At 62.2% G+C, this 23895-nt stretch carries 22 protein-coding genes and 1 pseudogene; 3 read left to right on the forward strand and 20 right to left on the reverse strand.

Annotated features, from left to right (window positions below):
- Positions 1-188: pseudogene (locus ACYP5B_RS14075) on the forward strand (hypothetical protein); the annotation flags it as partial.
- 137 nt (positions 189-325) lie between these two features.
- Here ACYP5B_RS14075 and ACYP5B_RS14080 read toward each other — a convergent pair.
- The 5 genes from ACYP5B_RS14080 to ACYP5B_RS14100 form a co-directional block, all read right to left on the reverse strand.
- Positions 326-934: a DUF2182 domain-containing protein gene (locus ACYP5B_RS14080; RefSeq protein WP_459570119.1), complete on the reverse strand. Its 609-nt coding sequence runs from the start codon at positions 932-934 to the stop codon at positions 326-328.
- Positions 935-1114: 180 nt separating this feature from the next.
- Positions 1115-1720 (reverse strand): DUF1326 domain-containing protein, encoded by a 606-nt coding sequence (locus ACYP5B_RS14085; protein WP_459570120.1) that lies wholly within the window; start codon positions 1718-1720, stop codon positions 1115-1117.
- Positions 1721-1864: 144 nt separating this feature from the next.
- Entirely contained in the window at positions 1865-2143 is a 279-nt protein-coding gene (locus ACYP5B_RS14090) for a transposase (RefSeq protein ID WP_459570121.1), read from the reverse strand.
- Between the two features lie 284 nt (positions 2144-2427).
- Positions 2428-4446 carry a 4-oxalomesaconate tautomerase gene (locus ACYP5B_RS14095; RefSeq protein WP_459570122.1) on the reverse strand — a complete coding sequence of 673 codons (2019 nt, stop codon included), beginning with the start codon at positions 4444-4446 and terminating at the stop codon, positions 2428-2430.
- A 1-nt stretch (position 4447) separates the two neighbouring features.
- Positions 4448-5419: a Bug family tripartite tricarboxylate transporter substrate binding protein gene (locus tag ACYP5B_RS14100; protein WP_459570123.1), complete on the reverse strand. Its 972-nt coding sequence runs from the start codon at positions 5417-5419 to the stop codon at positions 4448-4450.
- A gap of 159 nt (positions 5420-5578) precedes the next feature.
- On the opposite strand from ACYP5B_RS14100, the gene ACYP5B_RS14105 reads away from it, so the two are divergent.
- Positions 5579-6508 carry a LysR family transcriptional regulator gene (locus ACYP5B_RS14105; protein WP_459570124.1) on the forward strand — a complete coding sequence of 310 codons (930 nt, stop codon included), beginning with the start codon at positions 5579-5581 and terminating at the stop codon, positions 6506-6508.
- A gap of 40 nt (positions 6509-6548) precedes the next feature.
- Here the strand turns inward: ACYP5B_RS14105 and dctA are convergent, their stop codons facing one another.
- The 8 genes from dctA to ACYP5B_RS14145 all read right to left on the reverse strand — a co-directional run bounded on the left by dctA (position 6549) and on the right by ACYP5B_RS14145 (position 14547).
- A complete protein-coding gene (gene dctA, locus ACYP5B_RS14110; RefSeq protein WP_459570125.1) occupies positions 6549-8042 on the reverse strand; it encodes a C4-dicarboxylate transporter DctA in 1494 nt (497 codons plus the stop codon).
- Positions 7966-9312 carry a class-II fumarase/aspartase family protein gene (locus ACYP5B_RS14115; protein WP_400100539.1) on the reverse strand — a complete coding sequence of 449 codons (1347 nt, stop codon included), beginning with the start codon at positions 9310-9312 and terminating at the stop codon, positions 7966-7968. The genes dctA and ACYP5B_RS14115 overlap by 77 nt, the downstream gene beginning before the upstream one ends.
- 38 nt (positions 9313-9350) lie before the next feature.
- Complete coding sequence (locus ACYP5B_RS14120; RefSeq protein ID WP_459570126.1) at positions 9351-10181, reverse strand: HpcH/HpaI aldolase/citrate lyase family protein; 831 nt, start codon at positions 10179-10181, stop codon at positions 9351-9353.
- Between the two features lie 10 nt (positions 10182-10191).
- A complete protein-coding gene (locus tag ACYP5B_RS14125; protein WP_459570127.1) occupies positions 10192-11382 on the reverse strand; it encodes a CaiB/BaiF CoA transferase family protein in 1191 nt (396 codons plus the stop codon).
- Positions 11383-11410: 28 nt separating this feature from the next.
- The gene (locus ACYP5B_RS14130) at positions 11411-12271 is read right to left on the reverse strand and encodes an HTD2 family dehydratase (RefSeq protein ID WP_459570128.1); all 861 of its coding nucleotides are present in this window, start codon (positions 12269-12271) and stop codon (positions 11411-11413) included.
- A gap of 750 nt (positions 12272-13021) precedes the next feature.
- Positions 13022-13474: a hypothetical protein gene (locus ACYP5B_RS14135; RefSeq protein ID WP_459570129.1), complete on the reverse strand. Its 453-nt coding sequence runs from the start codon at positions 13472-13474 to the stop codon at positions 13022-13024.
- A 4-nt stretch (positions 13475-13478) separates the two neighbouring features.
- The gene (locus tag ACYP5B_RS14140; RefSeq protein WP_459570130.1) at positions 13479-14015 is read right to left on the reverse strand and encodes a hypothetical protein; all 537 of its coding nucleotides are present in this window, start codon (positions 14013-14015) and stop codon (positions 13479-13481) included.
- A 4-nt stretch (positions 14016-14019) separates the two neighbouring features.
- The gene (locus ACYP5B_RS14145; protein ID WP_459570131.1) at positions 14020-14547 is read right to left on the reverse strand and encodes a hypothetical protein; all 528 of its coding nucleotides are present in this window, start codon (positions 14545-14547) and stop codon (positions 14020-14022) included.
- 615 nt (positions 14548-15162) lie between these two features.
- Between ACYP5B_RS14145 and ACYP5B_RS14150 the strand changes: the two genes are divergently transcribed.
- Entirely contained in the window at positions 15163-16776 is a 1614-nt protein-coding gene (locus ACYP5B_RS14150; protein ID WP_459570132.1) for a hypothetical protein, read from the forward strand.
- Positions 16777-17242: 466 nt separating this feature from the next.
- Here ACYP5B_RS14150 and ACYP5B_RS14155 read toward each other — a convergent pair whose 3' ends face one another.
- The 7 genes from ACYP5B_RS14155 to ACYP5B_RS14185 all read right to left on the reverse strand — a co-directional run bounded on the left by ACYP5B_RS14155 (position 17243) and on the right by ACYP5B_RS14185 (position 23585).
- Positions 17243-17578, reverse strand: a complete 336-nt coding sequence (locus ACYP5B_RS14155; protein WP_459570133.1) for an integrase — start codon at positions 17576-17578, stop codon at positions 17243-17245.
- Entirely contained in the window at positions 17572-17835 is a 264-nt protein-coding gene (locus tag ACYP5B_RS14160; protein ID WP_459570134.1) for a hypothetical protein, read from the reverse strand. The genes ACYP5B_RS14155 and ACYP5B_RS14160 overlap by 7 nt, the downstream gene beginning before the upstream one ends.
- Positions 17836-17855: 20 nt before the next feature.
- Positions 17856-20273, reverse strand: a complete 2418-nt coding sequence (locus tag ACYP5B_RS14165) for a TOTE conflict system archaeo-eukaryotic primase domain-containing protein (protein ID WP_459570135.1) — start codon at positions 20271-20273, stop codon at positions 17856-17858.
- Positions 20274-20321: 48 nt separating this feature from the next.
- Positions 20322-20615 carry a hypothetical protein gene (locus tag ACYP5B_RS14170; protein WP_459570136.1) on the reverse strand — a complete coding sequence of 98 codons (294 nt, stop codon included), beginning with the start codon at positions 20613-20615 and terminating at the stop codon, positions 20322-20324.
- Positions 20587-20940, reverse strand: a complete 354-nt coding sequence (locus ACYP5B_RS14175) for a DUF6429 family protein (protein ID WP_459570137.1) — start codon at positions 20938-20940, stop codon at positions 20587-20589. The genes ACYP5B_RS14170 and ACYP5B_RS14175 overlap by 29 nt, the downstream gene beginning before the upstream one ends.
- A 408-nt stretch (positions 20941-21348) precedes the next feature.
- Positions 21349-22101 carry an SDR family oxidoreductase gene (locus ACYP5B_RS14180; RefSeq protein WP_459570138.1) on the reverse strand — a complete coding sequence of 251 codons (753 nt, stop codon included), beginning with the start codon at positions 22099-22101 and terminating at the stop codon, positions 21349-21351.
- A 143-nt stretch (positions 22102-22244) separates the two neighbouring features.
- Positions 22245-23585: an MFS transporter gene (locus ACYP5B_RS14185; RefSeq protein ID WP_459570139.1), complete on the reverse strand. Its 1341-nt coding sequence runs from the start codon at positions 23583-23585 to the stop codon at positions 22245-22247.
- Positions 23586-23895: the final 310 nt, after the last annotated feature.

Below are 23895 nucleotides of genomic sequence, written 5' to 3' on the forward strand. Positions count from 1 at the left end.
AACGGTTTTTTGATGACCGGTCGCGGGCTGACCTCGCCGGGTCCCGGCTCACGCGCCTGCGGCCGCGACCGCTAATCAAAAAACCCTCTGCTCTATTGACTGCTGGCAATAGACTTGAAAGCACGGTTCGATATCTGGGCATTGAAGTAGACGACGCGCTCGAAATGGCAGAGCAAACTGAAATTTGACAACCCGATGGCCGGCGAGCGGTCGCTTGTCGGCCAGTTACAGACGCTCGCGGGCTAACCCCTATAGCTGCCAGTCGTTGACGGCGAAGGCAAATAAAGGCCGTAGGGAGTCTGCGCTTGGGTCTTTCAAACGGCCGTCAGAGACGCGACATCACCGACTCGACTACCACGATCAGCCCGGCTGACAGGAGCGCTGTGCCGAATGGTTTGGCGAGATGCCGACCCCAGGAAAAATTCTTCTCAATAGCCATTAGTACGCCGAGGAAGAGCATCCAGCCGAGATTGCCGGCGCCCAACGAAAACATCAGCATCATGAATGCCCAGCAACAGCCAATGCAATAGAAGCCATGGTGCACTCCGAGCCAGAGTGCCTGACGCGGGCGATCCTCACCTGTCCAATGCGCCACTACAAACGCAAACGGAGAGCGGCATTTGTCCAGGCAGCGGTACTTCAGCAAGCTAAATTGATAGGCGCCAGCCACGAGCAAGGTGACCGCGCCTAGCACCCAAGCGTTGGCTATTAGCCAAGCGCTTCTTGCAAGCACCTCGCGCAACAGCAAGGCTCCGCCGTAGGCGACTATGCCGACTGCGACCCATGTAAGCAGGTATCCTGCAACTACGAGCGCCACAAGTCTTGGCCGGTCCGGCTGCGAGCGAGCGACTGTGGAGAAGAGGCTGATCAGCGGCACGCTGGTGGGCAGCATCATCGCGACGGTCATCACCGTCCAGCCGGCAACAAAAATCATCCCGTAATACAGGGCACTACTCTCGCCACAAGAGACTCGCAGGTGGGCGTGATGGACGTAGTGAACGTAGGGCGACTGTCCCCAGTACCAAAGGGCGAACCAAGCAAGTGCGCTAGTAGACAGCAGGACAAACGCGAGCAGCCGATCGCGTTGAGCAGGCCACATGTGAGCGTTCAGGCGCTAGCCCTTGAAGTGAAATTTACCTTGGATTGCGTTGTGACCCTGAAGATCGACGGCGATGCCCAGGCGCGGTTCGGTGGCCTTGTAGTACAAGGCCTTGCTGACGTACGCGGGCGCGCCCGGGATGGTCGAGAACGCCGTATCGTGAAGCGTTGTTAACCCACCTGTCGCACCCTGGAAAGGCACCATCTCCGCCGAAAAGTCGTTGCCGATGCGAAGCGTGCCCTTCCCTTGCGTAACCTGAAACAGGATCGGGGCTTTCTCGACCGCGAGAATGGCAGCGTACAGGCTGACAAGGTCCTTCACGGGGCCGCCGAGTTTCCCCGTCCACACGCTGACCATCGCGTCGTGCTGGGCTGGAGTCGCCCGCTCATCCACGAAGTAGATGACCTTCCAGTCGCCTTCGAGGACGGGCCCCGGTATGTGATTGACACCAGCGATCGTCAAGTTGCTGACGTCGACCCCGTCGATGCTTCCCTTGTCGACGTGCCACGAGTTGATCGACTGGCAGGTTCCGTTCCCGTCAGGTGGCTCGCCGACCCAGCACGGGCACAGAATCTTGCACGTGCAGACTTCCAAGAGCTGGCCTTCCAAGTCATAAGCCATGGTACTTCTCCTGCCTCGGCTCGCAGGCCCTCCTTGCGGAGGGCGATGATCCATTATAGCCAGCATGAAACGGTGTCAAGCGTTGCCAGTCGCTGCTCATTTGCCCGGCACTCAAATCCCCAACGGGAGACCGCCCGCGGCCATCTAAGAAGGCGGCGGACGAACTGGTGCTTCGGGCTGCAAAGCAACGCTTACGAGACTTGGGAGACCGAAGGCGTGAGAATAACCGACTGCGCGGCCGGGTTCGCGTACAGGAATGCGCAGTTCCGTGCGTAGCGCAGACTGGAGCGTACTTCGGGCACCTTGAACAAGCAGCGGGCGCAGGTAGACGTGGCCCCGCAGGCTGGTACGCCCGAGCCCGGTCTCGCCATCCTGAGCTTGCTGGAGCGGCGTCAGGCCAAGCCAGGCGCCGAGTTCGTTCACCGACGACGAACGTGGCCTGCAAGGGGTCGGGAGCTGCCGACGGTGGCCGTATCCGTCGCAGTCACACTCTGCCCTTCACCTATCCATTTGCCAATGGCCGAGATGGGTCGGTCAGAGACGGCCGCAGCCCCGCGACGAGCATCCGACCGAGACCGGCCTGAGCCGCCGGTCACGAGCGAGTCCGCTATGGCCGGTCTAGAGCTGCGAGCGGACATTTGCCACAACCGGAGGCTCCGATATGAAGTTGCGTACGCCGCCAGCGCCAATCCGAATGGGACGTCGCGTCAATCCAGCGCGAGTTGGCGCGACTCTTTCGGTGCAATCTTTGCCTGAGCCACGACTTGGCGCCAACGGTTCAGATCCTTCTGCAGCCTCTGCGCAAGCGCGTCGGCGCCTCCGGGCTCGGTGCGTGCACCATGGCTCTCGAAGCGTTCGACGACCTCTGGATCGACAAGTACCTCGTTAAGCGCTTGATTGAGGCGATCGATGGCCGCCGCGGGCGTACCGGCCGGCGCGAACAGCCCATACCATTGCCCGACATCCACCCCAGTGACACCCAGCTCTGCGAGCGTCGGCACGCCAGGAAGGGCCTCCAGGCGCTTCGGTCCTGCCACCGCCAACGCGCGCAGTTGTCCCGCACGGATGAAAGGGTATGCCGTGAATAGACTGGGAAACATGATCTGCGCTCGACCATTGACCGTGTCGGCGATTGCAGGTGCGGCCCCCTCATAAGTCGCGCTTGCCATCGACGTTCCACTGCTGAGCTGGAACAGTTCGGCAGCGAAGTGCGGCGGCGTCCCATCGCCGGCAGATGCGTAGCTGAAAAAGCGGGGTGCCCCCTTCAGCCCAGCGATGAGCGTGTGCAGGTCGGGGGCGTCCGGATGGGTGACCATCAAGGTCGACGAAGAACCGACGAGCCCAACCGGCTCAAAATCGCTAACCGGATCGTAACCCAGCCTTTGCAGTGCGGGGTTCATCGCGTGCGTGCCGACGTAACCGAACATCAAGGTGTGGCCATCCGGCGAGGAGCCCGCCACGTACTCGCTTGCGATGGCGCCGTTCGCGCCGGCCCTGTTGTCGACCAGCACTTCCTGGCCAAGCAGCGGGCCCAACTTGGCGGCGATGATGCGAGCCATCGTGTCGTTGCCACCACCGGCGCGCGTCGGCACGATGATTGTCAGGGCTCTGTGCGGGAAATCTGAGGGCTCGACTTCTCTTGCTTCTGGACGCGAGAACACATATTCGGGCAGATGCAGCTCACCTTGCATGATCTTTCGTGCCGTGCGAACGAGAACGGCGCGCTCGACCGTGGCGCAATCTGCGCGGCCGCTCAACTCGACTTCGACATCGATCTGGCCGGCGGGATGCAACACGACCAGTTTGTGGCGGCCCGGTTCGCGCGCCGCCCCACTCGCGACCGTTCCCGGCAATGCAAACGCGCTGGCGACGCCAATGGCGCCCGTCACGGCGTGTGATGCATGGCATTTGCGCGGCGTGAAATAGCGTGAGGTGATGCTGTCGTTCGACACGCCCATGCTGACCAGCACCGGCTTTGGAATGACGCTGTCGGACACGTCGCCGAGGCCCATCCTGCGCCCGGCCTCGAGGCGAAGGCTTTCCAGCCGATCGAGGAGCGCAGTGTTTGCATCAAGGGCCGCCGGTTTCTCGCGCCCTGTGACGCCGAGATCGCCGGCGCGCACAATCATCAGCGGCATGGCCGCATCGATGCAGGTCACCTCGATACCGTCGATCGTGTCGATGCGCTTGCCTGTCGGGAACACCTGCCCGGTGACCGCACCCCACGCATCGAGGAAGTTGAGCAGGATGGGCGCCGCCGTGCCGGCCACACCATCGATGCGCGCGTCGCCTTCATAGGTCACGCGGCCGCCGGGCGTTCGCACCGTTACGTCGATCCGCGACTTGGTGTTGACGTTGTAGACGTGAACGCTGGTCGTGCCGTCCATCGCGGGAATCAAGCCCTGCTCGATCGCGAAAGGCGCAACACCGGAGAGCATATTTCCGCAGTTCGGCCGCGTGTCGACCGAGCAGTGACCCACGCCGACCTGCGCGAACAGATAGTCGATGTCGCAGCCCGGCTGCGACGAGCGCGACACGATGGCGACCTTGCTGTTCAGCGTGCTGCCGCCACCCACACCGTCGAGCTGAAGCGGGTCGGAGGCACCGATGGCGCCGATCAGCGCCTGGTCGCGTGCCTCGTCGCCCTCCGGCAACCACTCGCGCAGAAAGAAAGGGCCTCGCGAAGTGCCGGCGCGCATCAGCACGCAAGGGATCGACCTGTTCATCTCAGTCCGCGGTGATCTTGGCGGCCTGGACCACCTTCTTCCACTTGACCTGCTCTTGCGCAACATAGTTGCGCATCTGGTCGGTCGTCATGGGCGAGACTTCGGCACCGTGGTCCTCGAGGCGCTTGATCACGCTCTTGTCGGCCAGCACCTCATTGAGCACCTTGTTGAGCTGTTCGACTACAGGCTTGGGCGTCTTCGCCGGCGCGAAGATCCCGTACCACTGCGAGACGTCGACGTCGGCGATGCCCTGCTCCTGGAGCGTGGGTACGTCCGGCATGAGAGTCGAGCGCTTGGCGCCTGCAACACCCACGGCCTTCAGTTTGCCGGCCTTGACGTACGGCATGGCCATGAAGAGGCTTGGGAACATCACCTGCGTCTGGCCTCCGATGGTGTCCGTGATGGCTGGCGCGGACCCCTTGTAGGGCACGTGCAGCATGCTTGTACCTGTCGAAAGCTTGAACATCTCGGCGGCAAAGTGCGGCGCCGTGCCGTTGCCGGCCGAGGCGTAGCTGGTCTTGTCCGGGGCGGCTTTGAGCATCGCTACGATCTCCTTCGCGTTGCCGGCCTTGACGGCTGGATTGAGCACCATCACCGTCGCCGACGATCCGACCATGCCGACGGGCTCGAAGTCCTTGACCGGGTCGTAGCGAAGCTTCTGCAGCGCCGGATTCATCGCGTGCGTTGCGATGTAGCCCAGCATGAGCGTGTAGCCGTCGGGCGCAGCGCGCATCACATACTCGCAGGCGATGGCGCCGTTGCCGCCCGCCTTGTTGTCAACGATGACCGGCTGCTTGAGGATGGCCGACATGGCTTGGCCGATGACGCGCGCCATGGCGTCGTTGGCACCCCCTGCCGCCGTTGGGACCACGAGGGTGATCGGCTTTTCAGGAAAGGCGGCGATTGCGCTGCCGCAGGCAAAGGACGCCGCCAGCGCGACGGCACCAACGAGGCGAAGCTTCTGTAACTTCAATTTGTCTACTCCGATGGATTGTCGAAAGGTGGATGCAAGTAGGCTCTTGCTTGGCCTTGATCGTATGTTCCGCTTTTGGATGTCTTCTGTGAATTGCATGTTTATGATCGATTGATGCACACTGTGGATAACTGAGACTGCTCCCCGGAGCCCTGTGCCATGACCATCAACTTCAATCTCAACGATCTGCAGGCATTCCGGGCGGTGGCTGAGCTCAACAGCTTCCGCAAGGCAGCCGAGGCGCTGCATGTATCGCAGCCGGCCTTCAGCCGACGCATCGAAAAGCTCGAGGAAGCGCTCGGCGTTCGGCTGCTCGACCGCACCACCCGGCGCGTGAGCCTGACCTCGGTCGGACGCGACTTCGATCGCAAGGTGCAGCAACTCCTGGATGACCTCGACCACACGCTCCTGGGCATCCGCGGTGTGGCGGCCACGCGCATGGGCGAGGTGACGATTGCCTGTGTGCCTTCGACCGTCTACTACTTCCTGTCGCAGGTGATCTCGCGCTACCACGAGCGCTACCCGAAGATCCGGGTGAAGGTTTTCGACGCCAGTGCCAACGAGGTGCTATCGGCTGTGTCGCGGGGCGAGGCGGACTTTGGGTTGAACTTTGTCGGTGGCAAGGAGCCGGACATCGAATTCAAGCCCTTGCTGGAGGAGCGTTTCGTCGCGGCCTGCAGGCGCGACCACCCACTTGCCAGGAAGCGTCGAGTGAGCTGGACGGAACTGGCGCAGTACGACTACATCTCGGTCAGCAAGGCGTCGGGCAACCGGCTGCTGCTGGATCAAGCGCTTTCGAGCCTGCCCGGCCGTCCGCAGAGCATCTACGAGACCCAGCACGTCACGACGATGCTCGGCCTTGTGGAGGCAGGCCTCGGCGTGGCCGCGGTGCCTTCTATCGCCATGCCGGACGCGGACCATCCGCTGCTGGTGAGCGTGCCCCTTTACGACCCGGTGATCACCCGCAAGATCGGTCTCATCCGGCGCAAAGGTCGATCCTTGTCCCCGGCGGCGCAACAGCTCTACGCTTTCTTCTCCGAGATGAAGGCAAAGCGCGGCAAGCCAGAAGGCCGCCGCGCGGTGGGTTGAAGATCCTGAGGCGGGCAGTGCTCCAAGCCCGGTGCCCGGTTCAGTGCGCCGGGCCGGCGTGGCCGAGCGGCGCAGGCAAGTCTACCGAACCCTCTTCGAGTTCGTGCTCGGCGTTGGCGTAGTTCGCGGCCAATTCCCGGCGCAGCACGTCTCGGTCGCAAGCGTTTTCCCAGATCGAGACCACGATGCAGGCCACTGCGTTGCTGATGGTGCTGGTGAGCGCTCGCGCCTCGGACATGAAGCGATCGACTCCCACGATCAGCGCCACGCCAGCCACTGGCAGATCGGGCATGACCGTGAGCGTGGCGACCAGGGCGACGAAACCACTGCCAGTCACCCCCGCTGCGCCCTTGGAGGTCAGCAGCATGATGCCCAGCATCGAGGCGATCTGGAGCCACGACAGATGGATGTCGCAGGCCTGGGCGATGAACATCGACGCCAGCGTGAGGTAGATGGCCGTGCCGTCGAGATTGAACGAATAGCCGGTCGGGAGCACCAACCCGACCACTCCCTTCTTGCAGCCGAGCCGCTCGAGCTTGAGTAAGAGTCGGGGCAGCGCTGGTTCGCTGGAGGAGGTGCCGAGCACCACCAGCAACTCTTCCTTTATGTAGCGCATCAACTGCCATAGCTTGAACCCGTGCAGACGCGACAGCACGCCGAGTACGACGACGACAAAGAAGATGCAGGCTAAATAGAAGGTCCCGATCAGCAGTCCGAGTGATCCGATCGACTTGATGCCGTATCGCCCTACGGTGAACGCCATCGCGCCGAATGCGCCGATCGGTGCCAGCCGCATGATGATGCCGAAGGCTGCGAAGAGCATCTGCGAGAAGCCTTCGATGCCCTCGAGCACCGGCTTGGCGGCCGTCCCGATCTTCGTTAGACCGAATCCGCAGAGCACGGCGAGCAGCAGCACCGGCAACACCTCGCCTTCGGCGAAGGCGCCGACGAACGCATTCGGAATGATGTGCATGACGAAGTCGGTGAAGCCGTGGATGTGCACTTGATTCGCGAAGCGCGTCGCCACGGAGGCGTCGAGGTTCTTCGGATCGATATGCACGCCGGCGCCGGGTTGCATCAGGAACACGGTGACCAGGCCCGTGATGAGGGCCAGGATCGTCAGTGCGTAGAAGAGTCCCATTGCCTTGAGCAAGGTCTTGCCGATCTCCTTTGAGTCGCCGAGCGAAGTGATGCCACTCACGATGGTGCAGAACACCACCGGCGCGATCATCATCTTGACCAGCTTGACGAAGCCATCGCCGAGCGGCTTCAGCGCGGCACCGAACTCGGGCCAATAGTGGCCCACGGCGATGCCGAGGATCAGGCCGATCAGGACCTGTACATAAAGCAGCTTTGGGAGTTTGCGGATATTCACGACGTTGTCTCCGGGTTGAGAGGCGCACAGATGCGTACCGGTCTGCGCCGGTTCGGGTCGGTATCGAAGGGCTGGAGCGGGCTCAGCGGTGCGCGCTGAGCACCCGATCGACCATGACGCCGGCTTGACCGAGGTTGTTCGCCGGGTCGCACATGGCATCGAGTTTGGCTCGCGTGACGTGCTTGTTGATCTCCGGGTGGGCGGCCAGGATCTCGATCAGCGGTCGGTTGTCGGCCAGTGCCTGGCGGCACAGGTCATAAACCAGGTCGTGTGCGTATTCACGGCCGATGTACGGACCCAGGCCCATCATCACCGCCTCGGACATCACTAGCCCGTTGGTGATGTCGATGTTGGCGCGCATGCGTGTAGCGTCGACCTCCAGACCCTTGAGGATGAACTTGGTCTGCTTCAGCGCGCCGGACATCAGGCAGAAAATCTCGGGCAGCGATACCCACTCGATTTCCCACGGACCCGTGGAGCGCTCGTGGTCGGCCACCATCGCATCCATGAGCGCAGCGGCATGCTGGCGCGCGACCGAGATGTTGGCGTGGATGTAGAGGCAGGAGATCGGGTTGCGCTTTTGGGGCATGGTCGACGACGATCCGCGGCCCGGCGCGAAGGGCTCGAAGACCTCCGCCACTTCGGTCTGCATCATCAGCTTGACATCCATTGCAATCTTGCCGAGCGAGCCGCCGACCAGACCGAGGAAGGCGCCGACTTCCGCGATCGTGTCGCGCACCGTGTGCCACGAGATCAGCGGTTGGGCCAGTCCCAGCTCCTTCATCAGTCCGGCCTGGGTTTCCATGGCGCCCTTCTCCAGCGAGGACAAGGTACCCGACGCACCGCCGAACTCGCCCATGAGGACGCGCGGCTTGAGTTGCTGCAGGCGTTCACGGTGACGATCGATGCCGGCCAGGATGCTCGCCATCTTGTAGCCGAAGGTGATTGGCGTGGCCTGCTGAAGATTGGATCGGCCGATGACGGGCGTGTCACGGTACTTGCTGGCCAGGGCGGCAAGCGCATCGCCGATCTCGTCCAGATCCTGCTCGACCAGCGCCAGGCCCTCGCGCATCTGCAGCACGGCGGCCGTGTCGGTGATGTCCTGCGTGGTGGCGCCCCAGTGGCAATACTCGCCGAGCTTGTCCCGGCAGTTTGCATTGATCTGGTTGACCACCGCGATGATGGGATAGCCGATCTGCTCGGTCTTGGCCTTCAACCTAGCCCAGTCGATCTGCGACAGGTCGCAGTTGCGGACGATCTCGTCCGCGGCTTCCTTCGGGATGATGCCGAGTTCACCCTGGACCTTCGCGAGCGCGCGCTCGATGTCCAGGTACTTGGCGGTGCGGTTCTCGTCGGACCAGACTTCGCGCATGCGCGCGTCGCTGAACATGTCGCCGAAGATGCGCGAGTCGATGATGGTGGAGGCCATGGTGCTTGTCTCTCTGCGGGGGAAGTTGGGAAATAGGGTCAGTTGCGGGCAAGGGCGAGCGTGCGTTGTGCCTGCAGCACGACGGGCCGGTCGATCATGCGACCGTCGAGCCGGGCTGCGCCGGGCGATGCAGCATCGGCAATAAGGACGCGCTGAGCCCAGTCCAGTGCCTGCGCGCCCGGATGCAGTGCGGCGTGGATCGGCTGTACTTGGCGTGGGTGGATGCACAGCTTGGCGCCGAAGCCAAACCGTCGCGCATCCGCAAGATCCGACAGGAGGCGTTCCTCGTCGTCCAGTTGCGGCGTAACGCCTGCGACCGGTGCCGACAGGCCCGCCAGGCGCGAGGCAATTGCGATGCGGCTGGCTGCATAGCCAAGGCCGGAAGCGTCAGTGGAGATGTCCATGTCGAGGTCAAGCGCGAAATCGAGCGTGCCGAACACCAGGCGCTGGGCGCCGGCGGCCGCGATGTGGTCCACCTCGGACACGCCGCGTGCGCTTTCGATGAGCGCGAGGATGCCGGCATCCGGCAAGGCAGCCTGCGTCTCGGCGACCTGCGCGGCCGACTCGGCCTTGGGCAAAAGCACGGCGGTCGTCGGCGCATCGTTCAAAGCCGCAAGGTCCGCTGCAAACCATGGGGTGCCGGCGTCATTGATACGCACGACGATGCGCGACCGCTCCGCGGGTGTTGCACCCTGCAGCCATGTCGTGATGGTGCTGCGTGCATTGGCCTTGTCGTCGGGGGCCACGGCGTCCTCGAGGTCGAGCACGACCCTGTCGGCACCGCTGGCAAGCGCTTTGACAAAACGCTCCGGGCGCGTGCCGGGCACGAAGAGGTAAGTGCGGGCGGGAAGCAGCATTTCGGCGGGCATGACAGCCACCTCAGACGGCGTTGGACGTGTGCAGGCCGTCGATCTCGGCCGCGCTGTAGCCGAGCTCCATCAGGATTGCGTCCGTGTGCTCGCCGAGTGCAGGTACTGGATCCATCCGCGGGCCGGTATCCCAGGTCCCGGGAGGGAGCATGGCGGGCACCGGCCCTGTCGCCGTTCCCACTTCGGTCCAGCGCCCGCGCGCCTCGAGCTGCGGATGCGCCCAGACGTCCTTCATGGTGTTGACTTGGGCATTGGCGATCTGCGCGAGTTCAAGTCTCTCGACTACCTGCGCGCCGGTCAGGGACGCGAAGGCATCCACGATGATCTGACGCAACGCCACCCGCTCTGCGACTCGCCTGAAGTTGGCCGTGAAGCGCGGATCCGTGGCGAGTTCAGGTAGCTGTAGCACCTTGTCGCAGAAACTGACCCATTCGCGCTCGTTCTGCAGGCCCAGCATCACGGTGGTGCCGTCTCCGGCCGGGAACGGGCCGTACGGATAGATCGTGGCGTGGCTGGCGCCGGTGCGCGGCGGTGGCGCCGCCCCTTCGAATGCATAGTAGAGCGGATAGCTGGTCCACTCGGCCAGCGACTCCAGCATGGAGATGTCGATGCGTTGACCCTTGCCGGTCTGGCCGCGCTGCAACAGCGCCGCGAGGATGTTGCTGTAGGCGTACATGCCGGCGGCAATGTCCGCGATCGAGGGGCCTGCCTTGCAGGGCTCTTCAGGCGTGCCGGTGACGGAGACAAAGCCGGCCTCACTCTGGATCAACAGGTCGTAGGCCTTCTTGTCGCGGTACGGGCCGGGATTGTGCGGGTCGTCGCCATAGCCGGAAATATCGCAAACGATCAAGCCTTGCTTGGCGCCGGAGAGCTTGTCGTAGCCAAGCCCGAGGCGGGCTGCCGCGCCTGGCGCGAGGTTCTGCACGACGACATCGGCCTTCTCCATCACCAGCCGCTCAAGCACCCGGGCTGCCTCGGGGTGCTTCACGTCCAACGTGATGCTTTCCTTGGAACGGTTGGTCCAGACGAAGTGAGACGCCAGGCCGCGAACGCGCTCGTCGTAGCCCCGCGCGAAGTCGCCGGATCCTGGCCGCTCGATCTTGATGACGCGGGCGCCGAGGTCAGCCAGTTGGCGAGTGGCGAAGGGCGCGGCAATCGCGTGCTCGAGCGTGACAACGGTGATGCCCTTGAGTGGCTGCATGTCTATCTCTCTGAATGTCGTTCGTGAATCAACGCAGCACGGCGGTGGCGTCCATCGTCAGCCAACCCGCGTGGTCCGAGGCCCAGAGACGGATCGATTTGCCGTCGGCCTGCGGTTGCCCACTGACGTGGAATGCGTTCAGGTCGAATGTGGGGCGCACGGCCTTGAATCGAAAGCTCGCCACGTCTGCGTCCGGCAACTGGCGGCGCAACAGGTCTAGCAGCAGCGTGGCGATCAGCGGGCCATGGACGATCAGCCCTGGGTAGCCCTCGACCTGCGTCACGTACTGGCGGTCGTAGTGGATGCGGTGGCCATTGAAGGTGAGTGCGGAGTACCGGAACAGCAGAACGTCGTCGGGCACGATCTCGCGGCGCCAGGCCGCGTCGGTCGGCGCGACTTGTGGGGGCGGCGCGACGTCGTTCGGGCCCTGCGCTTCCCGGTAAACGATGTCGTGAAACTCGACGAGCGCCGGCTCGGTGGCCTCGTTGCAGCGCACCTCGTGGCGCACCTTCACAAACACGAGCTTGCCGGTACGGCCTTCCTTGGTCGAGACGTCGTCGATGGTCGAGGTCCGCGCAACACGGTCGCCCACGCGGATCGGCGAACGGAACTCGAACTGACTGCCGGCCCACATGCGCCGAGGCAGGGGAACCGGCGGAAGGAAGCCGCCGCGCCTGGCATGGCCGTCGGCGCCGATTTCGCTCTGCCGATGCATCGGCAGGAAGTAGAGCCAATGCCAAAGTGGCGGGAGGGTGCTGCCGGCAACTACCGGCGTCGCCGGATGGTCCAAGGTCGCGGTCAGCGCCACGACAGGCGTGGGGTAGATGGTGTCTTCGAACCTCTCGCTGCGCCCTATCCACGATTGCAGTTGATCTTGCTGTACGTCCACTTCGCCTCCTTCGTTGGCTGCACCAAGCGGCAGCAGTTGTTGGGAGCGAGTGTGCGACGGAGCCTAAGTTAAGGGAATTGCAATGTTTGGTCCTATTGATGCATCCAATGCAATAAACGGGGTGTTCCTGATTGAAGCAAAGAGGTTCGAGAGCCCCCTTGCTGAAAAGCGAACGACCGGTTGCTGGTGCAGTGCGGTCGTGCGCTCCGCGTCGCGCTAGGACTGCGACGGGTAACGGACTTTCGATGGCCAGCGATGCAAGTCGCAGCATCGGCCGTTGTGGAAAATCAGCACCCCGGCCGGCAGCGCGGCACAATGACGGCTTTGAAGATTTCCATGGAGGTCCTGTTGCGGTCCGAGAGCGTTCATCCTGTTTTGCGGCTCCGTGCGCGTTGGCATCGAGCGTTAGTTTGAGCCGATGCCACCATCGGCTAAGGAGTCTGCGGTGCATTCCAGTTGCGATACCAAGAGATCAAGAGATCAAGAGATTGCAGAATAGCCAAGTGTGCGGCGATCCTCCGCGACGCACAGGTACGCTGCCTGAGTCTGGGCCCTTGGGACCGTCAACCGGCGACTCTGAATAGCTTTCTCATCAGTCAGTGCTTGTCGTAGATACGCAACGCATTCGGCGCGCAGCAGTTCCTTGTCGGCCTCTCAATTGGGGGATCAGAACGACGGCGACCGTGCTCGCTTCGCAGGGCGCGTCAAACTTGTGGGCTGTAGTGGCCGGGCCGCCCATTCGACGCGCATTTAGTGCGCCGCGAGATACGCTTTGGCGGCCGCAGTCTCGGGTCGCGCGCTGTCTGCATTCTTCGCGAGCGCAAGGAGTCGCCTGTAATAGTCGGTCGCCAACTCGCGCTGCCCGGCGGCTTCCGCTGCACGTGCCGCGCCATACAGCCCGCGATAGCGATTCGGATATTCCCGCAGCGCCGACTCGTATTCGTGCAAGGCTTGGCCCGGCTTTCCTTCCTCGAACAGCAAGTCGGCAAGCAACTCCCGCATCGGGAAGAGCCGGTTCTCCATAGCCACGTTCTTGATGCTGGCGTCCTCGCCGTCTGCGGCTACTCGCATCAATTGCTCCGCCTGCGCGCGGTTGCCCTCGGCCAGCGCGATCCACGCCGCAACAGCGGTAATCTCTTCTTCAGTTCGTGCTACCCAGTACGACTCATTCGCTCTCTCAAGGTCCTGGCGCAAACTCTTCATTGCGTCAATCTCCTGCCTTGCGCTGGTCGGATCGCCGCTGCGCGCCATCCCGAGACCGCGCGCAAAGCGTGATCGAATCCGCGTACGCCCAGTTGTTCGAGGTGACGGGCAGAGCGGCGGCGCCCTTCCAGTCTGCGCGCTCAAGTGCATAGCGCGCCGGCATCGCCGCAACCGAGTTCTTGTAGCCCTTCAAGGTTGGCGGCTTCTGCAAGGCGTCGGCCACTCCCTTGTCAATCAAGGCACGTGCCTTCACGTCCTGCGACAACTGCAGACGTGCATAGACCACGAAGTCCAACGCGTGGTAGTAATCCGGCTGAACCTCAAGCGCGCTCAGGTTGGACGTGATCGATTGCTCCCATCGCCCGAGCATCGTGTAGATGTGCGACGGCATGTGCCGCGCGTGTGGCGACGCGGGAGCAATGATGGCGTACTTGCTGGCTGCGGCGAGACCCTTTTCCGCAAGAGGCGGATAGTCGTAGGCATGGATCAGGTAATGCGCGGCGCCGGGATGCTGCGGGTTCTTCGCGAACAGCCTCTCCAAAATCTCAGCGGACTTGCGCTGGTTGGCATAGGTTCGGTCCGTTGGTGGGGCGGCAGCCTGCAGGGAGAGCGCGTAATAGATTCCAGACTTCGTCGTCCTCCGGATAGCGCTGCGTCATCCGTTGCATGGCGTCCGCGTAGGCCAAAAGCCTGGCGCCGAGGGGCACCCTGTCGTAGTCACGGTAATACGCGCCGATCGCGTCGATCCAGTCACGCTCGCGTTGGGTCTTTGCCCCGACCGCACGAGCCTTGGCAAGGGCTTCCGACGCCGCCTGGGCATCGCGCTGCGGTGGCGGGCCTGCGAGGGAATTGCCCAACAGATTTACGGCGATCCCCCAGTAGGCGATCGCACAGCCCGGATCCTGCTCGATGACCGCCGCGAAGGTCTTGCCCGCCTCGGTGAACCAGAACGAGTGCAGCAGCGCCACGCCACGCTCGAACAGTGGCTGGACCTTCGGGTCGCACGAGGTTGGGAAGCTGACTTTGCCGAGCTGGTCGGCGCTTGCCTCGTGTCCATGTTCGTCGGCGAGCACTGAAGCCGATCCCAAGAGCAGCGCCCCGTGGCCACGACGCCGGCAATGTTCCGAGCGCGCATGAGGATCCTTCCGATCGTCACGACGATAATGGATATTCTAGACGATTCACCAGAGCTGTCCCAGCGCTCGCAACTCGCGCGGGAAACGCAGGCAGCTTTGTTCCGTAGGCCTAAGCGTCAAGCGCACACCCGGCCGCGGATGGGAACAAGTTCTGTGGCAGCCCGCCGGCGGCCTGCATATTGTTCGGCGACAAGGACGTTGCCGAAAAAGGATCGCCGCCGACGAGATGGCGAAGACTCGAACGGCGAAAATGCGTCGGGAAGGGTCGACCGAGAGGCGAGCGGCAGCGGTCCCTTCCCGGCCATCTAGAGCCGTTCACCAGAGCTTCCGCATGGACGCTCGAGCGTCAGCGATGCACTCGACAGCGGACCGTCGCAGCTCCACGAGATTATAATAATCACATCACCGGCGGTCACTGACCTCGTCTGCTCGCGAAGTCGGTCGAGGCAGGGCGGATTATGGAGAGCCATCGTCTTATGCCGTCCTGCTTTGTGACAGTCCGTTGAGGTCATTACGATGGACCTAGGCCGCGTTAGTTTCGGAGAACAATGAATGGGAAAGCAACGGCTCGACGATTTTCTGGAATTCATCGAAAAGAAGCACGGGGAAGAGAATTGGGTAACGGTCTACAAACAGATCCGGGAATCCGATGACAGCGAAGACGGTGCATTCTATTGCGCGCTAGTTAGTGAGCAGATGACGGACCGGGCAATGACCAACACCAGTTGGGATTTGATGCTCGGTAGCGGCGGACCCGGATTCGTGACCACGTTCGAGAATGGAGCCGAGAAAAATACGTACTATACGGAGTCGAATCCGGGCTTTCGGCCGCTTGTCCTCTACCGTGATTTCCACGGTCGCAAAGATAACTACCTCGAGATACTCGAAGAATTCCGTCTGCTTCATAACCTGTACCTCGACGTCAAGACTGGCATTTACTATGACTTCGATGAGTCAGGCGACGAGGTGGAAGTCATAAAGCTCACACGTGAAGAGGTAAAGATACGACGAAGTTATCTGCGTAGCTTCATGAATGCAACGCAGATGCACCTTCTTCTCTACTTCGAACTTACACGACACTTCAGATCGTCCCAAACCATTTCCGACAACGTCCAGTCAGACAACGTGTGCGCCACCCGTTACTCGGGCAAATCTTACGTGAAGGGCTACACTTCGTTCGTGCGAGTGCTTGGCAAGAAGTTGATTCGGTGTGGGCCGATGGACCGATGTGGCATCTGGCCGTTCGAACGGAAGAAGTGCTTCGCGGATTTCATTATTGGTGGCGATGTCGACGAACCACTCACGTTTACATGTGATCCCGAAAAGCTCGCAAACTATTTTGGTGCGAATCCAGAGGCGCCGCATTACCTCACGCCCGTATTCTTCAAGAAGGAGGTGATGCAAAAATATTATGGTTCGTCTGATTACGAAATCAGCGACGGTCATCTGTCGCGACGCGGAGCTTGGGGCCTTCGGTTCGACAACAATGCCCCGAATCATATCTCCGTGTTTCTGGGCGACTTGGGCCAAGACCTCCCACAGAAGGAGCAGTTATATTGGAAAAGTTACAACCTTTTTCCCGATGACCGAAAGATCAGTCGGACGAATTTCGAGCGGAGCTTCTTGGGCAACTTCTTCGATTCGGAAAACCCGGAGCACACGTTTAAGCACACATTCGTCCGGCTGCAAGGGGAATGGACCGGCAAGTTTGGCTGGCCCTTGTTCCTTCCCTTGACAGAGAGGGACGAACACTTCCTTTTCTCGATCAGGTCAATGCTGACCGACGAGCAATCCGAATTCGACGCGCAGATACTCGCCGTGGCAAAGGTCACGATTGACTCGGTGAACGTAAAGGCTCTACGCGAATATATGCCCGATGAAAGCGGTGAGTCAAAGTCGATTGTGCTCTTGGAGCGGCTATTCTCGAAACTCAAGATCGCTGATTCCGACCAGGTCGCAGCTTTCCTTCGAGGTATCCAGTCTGTACGTTCTACGGGCGTGGCGCATCGCAAGGGGACAGAGTACGAAAAAGTAATCTCGAAACTCAGCATCGACGACGGGAATTATCAAGCTGAATTCGACTTGATCCTAACGAAGTTCGCTTCACTGTTCGACCTGCTGCTGAAAGCGATAGAACTACGATCCGAGCCGTCAGCCGCCGCGTAAATCGCCGGAAGCCTTTTGCACGGTTCGTTCTGTCTCTTCGCTAGCTTTCGAACGCCCGCCTAGCGCGGGCCAGATGACCGTTTAAGCGTCGGAAGCCGCCGTCAAACGGCCGCGCGATCAGGGGCCGGTGTGGGTCGGTCACCGCCCTTCGCCGTCCGGCGCCGGTGTCAGCTCCGTGGCCTGGGCTTCCGCCAGGGTGGCCTCGCTGCGCTTGGACCAGTGCCAAGCTCAACGCTGCGCCGACTCGCTCGCACTTTTTTGACGCGCGTTGGGCTACTACTGGGCAATGACCGCCTGCACGCCGGCGCGCTCCAACTCTGTCGAGGATTGGGGCCACAGTTCCCGGGGCAATCGTAATTTTCGTGCAAAATCTGGCGGTTTGTTTTGATATTCCCTTTCAAAACAAAGACTTGAGACTCGCCGAGATTCCGCGTGCCGCGTCCTATTCGTGCAAAATCTGGCGGTGTTACCCAGGGGCGCCCGCGCGCGACCGATAGTCCGCAAGGAACTGCGCTTGCGCGTCGAACTGTGCGGTGAGTTTGGCCAGATCGACAACCAGTGACTCATGCGCCGCGCGTGCCTGCGCGAGCTCAGCCGCCCGCGACTGGTTCGTCGTCAGCAGCGCGTCGCGCTCGGCCTCGGCGCGAGCGTGGTCGGCGAGGGCCCGGTTTAACGCGGTCTCCAACTGCTCGCCGTGCGCTTGCTGTTCGTGCGATCGCCTTGCCACGGCGCCGGCTTCGGCGATGAGTCGTGCGTTGTCCTTGTTCAGTTGCGCGATCTCGTTCTGCTTGACGATCAGCAACTGGTTGGCTTGGCGCAGTTCGGCCTGAAGCTGCTGGACCTGCTGCTCGTGCCGACGGCGTCCTGACCGCGCTGTTTCTTGCTGACTGCGCGATAGTGTTCCAGCGCGTCGCGCGCTTGCTGGAGCTTCTCCTCGAGCGAGCGACGGAAACCGTCGTGCTCCGTCAGGCGCTCGCTCAGATCACGCGCCTGTTGCGCAAGATATTCGCCCTCAAGCGCACGCTGTTGCAGGGTGGTCTGCGTCGCGCCGCCGTACACCGCCGGCTCGACGGGTGGTTTCAGGCGAGGTCCAGTTCGGGCTCCACTTCCTGGCCGGGCACGCGCAGGCGGTATCCCATCGCACGATAGCCGCGCTGGCGGCGCTCCCACATGCGCAGCAGCGCGGGATGGCCGGTATCGACGAAATCCAGCACGCGCACGCCCGCCTTCGAGGCGTGCTCGCGATGCAGCCGGCCGGCATACTGCTGCAAGGTCCCCTTCCACGAGATCGGCATCGCCAGCACGAGGGTATCCAGCACCGGATGGTCGAAGCCCTCACCAACCAACTTCCCGGTGGCGAGCACCACCCGCGGCACGTCGTCGGCCAGCGCCTTGAGCGCGGCGAACTGCGCGGCGCGCGCTTTCTTCGCAAGCCGGCCGTGCAGCACGAAGAGCGGCTGTACGGTCGGACCCAGTGCGTGTTTAAGGCTTTCCAGATGATCGGTGCGCTCGGTCAGCACCAGCACCTTGCGCCCCTGCCGATACTGCTCAGCGATGTCCGTGGCAATCATGTGCGTGCGGTGCGCGTCATTCGCTAGGCGTGCGAATACGTCCTGAATCGGCGCGTCGGCAGGCACGTCACCGCCGCAGGTGAGTTGTCGCGGAAACACTTCCATCACCTGTGGCGCGCTCGCGGGCGGACGCGCCGCATGCCGGATTAAGCCACACAGCATGAACATCACCGGCTGCTGGCTATCGCGCCGCACGGGCGTCGCCGTCAGCCCCAGCACGTAGCGCGCCATGACGCCTTTGAGCACCGCCTCGAACGAATTGGCGGATACGTGGTGGCACTCATCGACGATGACGTGTCCGTAACGCCGGAGCAGTTCGCCCCGGGGGCCGTCGGGCGCCACCGACTGGAGCATCGCGATATCGATCTGACCAGTGGCCCGAAGCTTGCCGCCGCCAATTGTGCCGATGCATTGTGGATCCAGCGCGAGAAACGCCTGCAAGCGCTCGCGCCATTGTTCGAGCAGCTCCTTGCGATGCACGAGGACAAGCGTATTGACGCCGCGCCGGGCAATCATCGCAGCCGCGGTTACCGTCTTGCCGAAGGCGGTCGGTGCATGCAGGATGCCCGTGTCGTGCCGCAGCAGGTCCACCACCGCCGCCCGCTGGTCGGCGCGCAGCGTGCCGGCAAACGAGACCGCCAGTGGCTCACCTGTGCAACGCTCATCGCGCACCACACAATCGATGTCGTTGTCGCGAAGCAGCGCCATGACGTCGTCCAGATAACCGCGCGGTAACGCGATGTGGTTCGGACAATTCTCGGCGCGCCAAACAATACGCGGCGTGTCCCAGACGCTGAAGCCACGCGCCTGAGTCCGGTAAAACTCCGGATTCTGGAATGCAGCCAGCCGGACGAGGCGATTGAGCAGGGATTGCGGCAACTGCGCCTTTTCGAAATAGAGCTGATTGGCGAGCGTCAAGGTCAATGACGTGGGCATCGGCCCGTTCAGGCGTTTGGGCAAAGCGGGCGGCGGCTTCCACGGCTCAGCCTGGTCTTCTTCCGCGATGAACGCCACGTCGAGCGGGTGGGCGCCGCCCGTCGCGCGAAAAATCGCGCCCTCGATGTCGGCGTTGTCCATTGTCCGGACGGATGCCAGATGCGTCCACTGATCAGTGTACGATTCGAAATCGTCGTCGACGAATACGCTACAGCCACGTTCACGCGGCTGCTTCTGCAACGGCAACGCGATCAGATTGCCGAAACCGCCCTTTGGGAGGGCGTCCTGATTTGGAAACAGCCGGTCGTAGGACGACAGTTCCAGTTGCCGCGTTTGGCCACAGGTGTGACTGATTATCGCCGAGCCCAGTCGCCGTGCATCGCGTGCAGTGACGGCCGACGTGAAGAAGATCCACGCGTGCGCCCCGTTGCCCGATCTCGATATCTCGAGCGACACCGGGACATCCAGCTCCCGGCATGATTGACGGAAGGCACAGGCATCTTCGCGCCACCCACCCTTGTCGAAATCGACCGCGAGAAAATGACAGGTACCGTCCAGCATCAACGGATAGACGCCCGCCGTATGTTTGCCTGTCAGATGCGCATGAATGACCTGGTCATCCAGGGGCAGCAGCACACGAGGATGGCAATCTGGACACTTGACACGACGATGCCGCTCGCAAACACTGGGATACTGGTCGTTCACGCAGGCCGGCGCGTACCCCGATTTCCCCGTGGTTCTGTTTTCCCAGCGCACGGCATAGACGTCTGTGCGGCCACGGAACAGTCCCCGAAAAAGCCGCACCTTCTGCGTGGGAGACAATCCCGCCGCGTCGGCATTGCGCAGTGCGGGCGATGCGGCGGGCTCACGCGAAGGCACGGGCTGGACCGCATGCACAGCACGCGCTTCCAGGAGCGCGATCAGCCGGGCGTTTTCGGCCTGCAATTGTGCCACCTCCAGGAGCAATTGCTCCCGGGTGAGCGCTTCCATGGTTATACTTTGCCGCCTCTTTTCGTCCATTTCCTCATCTGCCGAGCCTCAACTCCAAGACCTCGCCATCAGCCCTCCGGTGTACGTCGTTGCAGGGATTTCCGATATCATTGATCCCTTGTTGATTGCAGGATTGTACTCACGAGCCACCTGCATATCGAGCGCAACAGCAAGTTCGTGCGCGGCATGCCCAAGGCCAAAAAGTGGATCGAACAGTCCTGCCTGGCCGAATATCGGATGCGCTGCGTCGATAAGCACCGCGCCCGCTACGAGATCGTCATGCCGTTCGCACATGGCCCAGACCTGGAACGCGCTATTGAGGAACTGCTGGCTGAGATGCACGAAACGGCAGACCTGTGCCACTGCTGGATCGAAGCATCGCTGCACGACCCGGCCACCGATACCTACTGGGGGTGATCACGCGGGTTCGCCATCGACTTGCTGATCGGCGGGGTGGGTGAAGTACTACTCGCTCGCCCTTGCGCAGACCGACATCGGTCAGGCAGACCGACTTCGCATGGCTGACCGGATTGCCGATCAGGCGTTTCTCGTGCAGACGGTTCAGCGCGCCCCAGTTCAGGCTCTTCCATGCGCGACGTTCCTCGCACAGGTTCAGGTAGAGCAACGCGAGGACCACTTCGTCGACGGCATCGGTATCGAGATCCATGATGGTCTCCTGTCAGGCGTTCGTCACGATCCCGTCGCGCGCTGCCAGGGCGCGGCGTCCACCAGCATCTCCTGATACAGCTCGAGCGGAAAGCGAAACGTGCCCCGGAAGTTGATATGTGCGGAATGCGCCGGCCCCATCCGCCGCAAAGGCCGGATGTAAGTTCGCAATCTTTATTCTGTTTGAATCACACGTTCTCTACTTGGCAAACGGCGGCGTCCATGTAGGCTCTCAGGCCAGCGCTTCACGACGTGCCTTGTGGCGCTTCCGCGGCCTGCCCACCAGTAGATACCGTGACATTGAGGGCGTATGAATCGCACCGGTGACAGCGCAGCGGTGATGACTTTGCTCATGATGGGAATCAGGAATCTGCATCAGGTGACCAGCTTCGCCCAACTGCTGCGATATTCAGATCTGAGCCTTACCACCGTCGACGAATAGTTCAATACCGTTGACAAAGCTTGAATCGTTGGAGGCAAGAAAGACCGCCGCCTTGGCAATTTCGTCCGGATCGCCGACGCGGCCCATTGGGATCTGCGAGGCCAGAGCGTCGAGTATTCCCTGCTGCCGTGCGGCGTCGGGCCCGGCCAGGTTAAACAAGCCTGGCGTCTTGGTGGGTCCGGGGCTGAGCGTGTTGACCCGGATACCGCGACCCTTGAGATCGAGAATCCAGTTGCGGGCGAATGAGCGTACTGCGGCCTTTGAGGCGGCATAGACACTGAATGCCTTGGTGCCGCCACTGGCGGCGGTGGAGCCAGTCAAGATGACTGATGCACCGTCCGCTAGCAATGGTAGAGCCTTCTGTACAGTAAACAGTACGCCCTTGACGTTACGGCCAAAGGTGTCGTCATACTGATCCTCGGTAATATTCCCGAGCGGCATCAGCGAGCCGCCGCCGGCGTTGACGAACAGTACGTCGATCCGACCCTTTTCCGACTTCACCCGATCAAACAGCGTGTCCAGTTCGGTCATGTTCGATGAGTCGACCCGGATGCCGGTAGCGTTACCGATCGCGGACACCGCGGCGTCGAGTTCGGCCTGTCGGCGACCGGTGACAATGACATGCGCCCCTTCGCTAGCAAACCGCTTAGCGGTAGCGAGCCCGATACCGGTGGATCCACCGGTAACGATTGCGATCTTCCCTTCAAGTTTGCGGGACACGGAATTTTCCTTGGTTGGTTGTGAGTCGGAGCGAGAACCTCGACTTCGTCCTCTGGCGCCTGGGTGCACGCGCTCGCCGCTTCCAGCAGGCAGGTCGGCGAATGGGCTCTCCACCAACTCGTACGCTCGCAACGGGTCGAGCATTAAGGCCGCTGCCCGACCGCGCTCGAGTCGTGGCTATGCGAAGAGGCCGAGGACTTGTGCTTGATCAGAGCAACCGCGACACCGCCGATCACCGCGGCCATTGCAATGGCAAGGAAGTTCTGCACCAGCGGAAGCTTCATCGAGACCAGCAGCCCGATCACGATTGGCGCCGCGATCGCGCCGATGCGCCCGACCCCCGAGGCAAAGCCAAGTCCCGTCGAACGGATCGACGTCGGGTAGAACTGCCCGGCATACGCGTACAGCAGGATTTGCGTGCCCAGCGTCGACGCGCCGACGACGGCAACTATCAGGAACAGCGGCTGCGCGCCGTAGCCGAGCTGCGTCAGCGAGACCGCGGCGACCCCGAAGAATGCGGTCGTCACCCACTTGATGTTCAGCTTGTCGGCGAGCCATCCGCCACCGACGGCGCCGACGACTGCACCGGCGTTGTAGGCGAGCAGGAAGTTCAGCGCGGAACCGAGGCTGTAGCCGGCCATGCCCAGCAGCTTGACCAGCCACGAACTGAGGGCGTAGAGCATGAACAGGCAGGTCATATAGGCGACCCAGAACATCACTGAGCTGAAGCCTCGGCCGTCCAGGAACAGCCTGCCTACGGTCGGACCTTCTGCCTTGTCCTCGGCCGGAACGAGGAACTCCTCGTGCGGCTCGAGCCGCATGTCCGGTCGGATCTTCCGGATCACTTCGCGCAGATGCGTGTGGTCATGCTGCTTGATCAGGAATGGCAGCGACTCAGGCATGTACTTGAGGATGAACGGGATCAGCACCACTGCGGCGCCCGCGGCGATGAACACAGATTGCCAGCCATAGGTCTCGATGAACTGCTTGCCGAGCAGCGCGGCGAGGATGCTGCCGACCGCGTAGCCGCAGCACATCAGCGTGACCATCACGCTGCGCACCTTCTTCGGTGAGTATTCGGTCATCTGCGCGGCCGCATTCGGGATCGCGCCGCCGATGCCGAGCCCGGCGAGGAAGCGCATCGCGCTGAAGGTGATAGGGTCGTTGGTGAACCCGGCGGCCGCGGTGAAGGCGCTGAACAGAAGCACGCAGATCGAGATCGCCCAGCGGCGGCCGATCTTGTCGGCCAGCGCGCCGAGCGCGATCGCCCCGAACATCATGCCGAACAGCGCCGAACTGGCCATGAAGCCCGCGGTCGAGGCCTCGACATTCATCGCCTTCATGATCGACGGAAGCGCGGTGCCGGCGACCGCCAGGTCGTAGCCGTCGAGCACTAGGATCACGAAACACCAGATCAGCACGGACCAGTGAAAGCTGTTGAACTTGGCCTCGTCGGCCAGTTTGTGAACGTCTATCCGGTGCATGCTTGAATGTGCAGGTGCCAGGCCGGGACGGATTGGTTTCATTGACTTGTCTCCTTTTATTATCGGTTTGAGGTTCGGCATGCGGCGCAGTAACCACATTCTGGGCCGAGACCTCACTGCCAACGCCCGCCCTTGCGTAGAAAAGGGCGGTCCCCTCAGTCCGAGCAGGCTGCATCACCCTCACACGCGAGGGGCTTCGGGCAGGCGTTCACCCCCGCGCACGACGTATTTGGCGGGATACAGTGTGACGAGAACCTCGACTTCGTCTTCCGTTGCCCCGGTGCACGCGCTCCAGATCGAGCTCACTTTT

Source organism: Cupriavidus sp. 8B, from assembly GCF_054589115.1.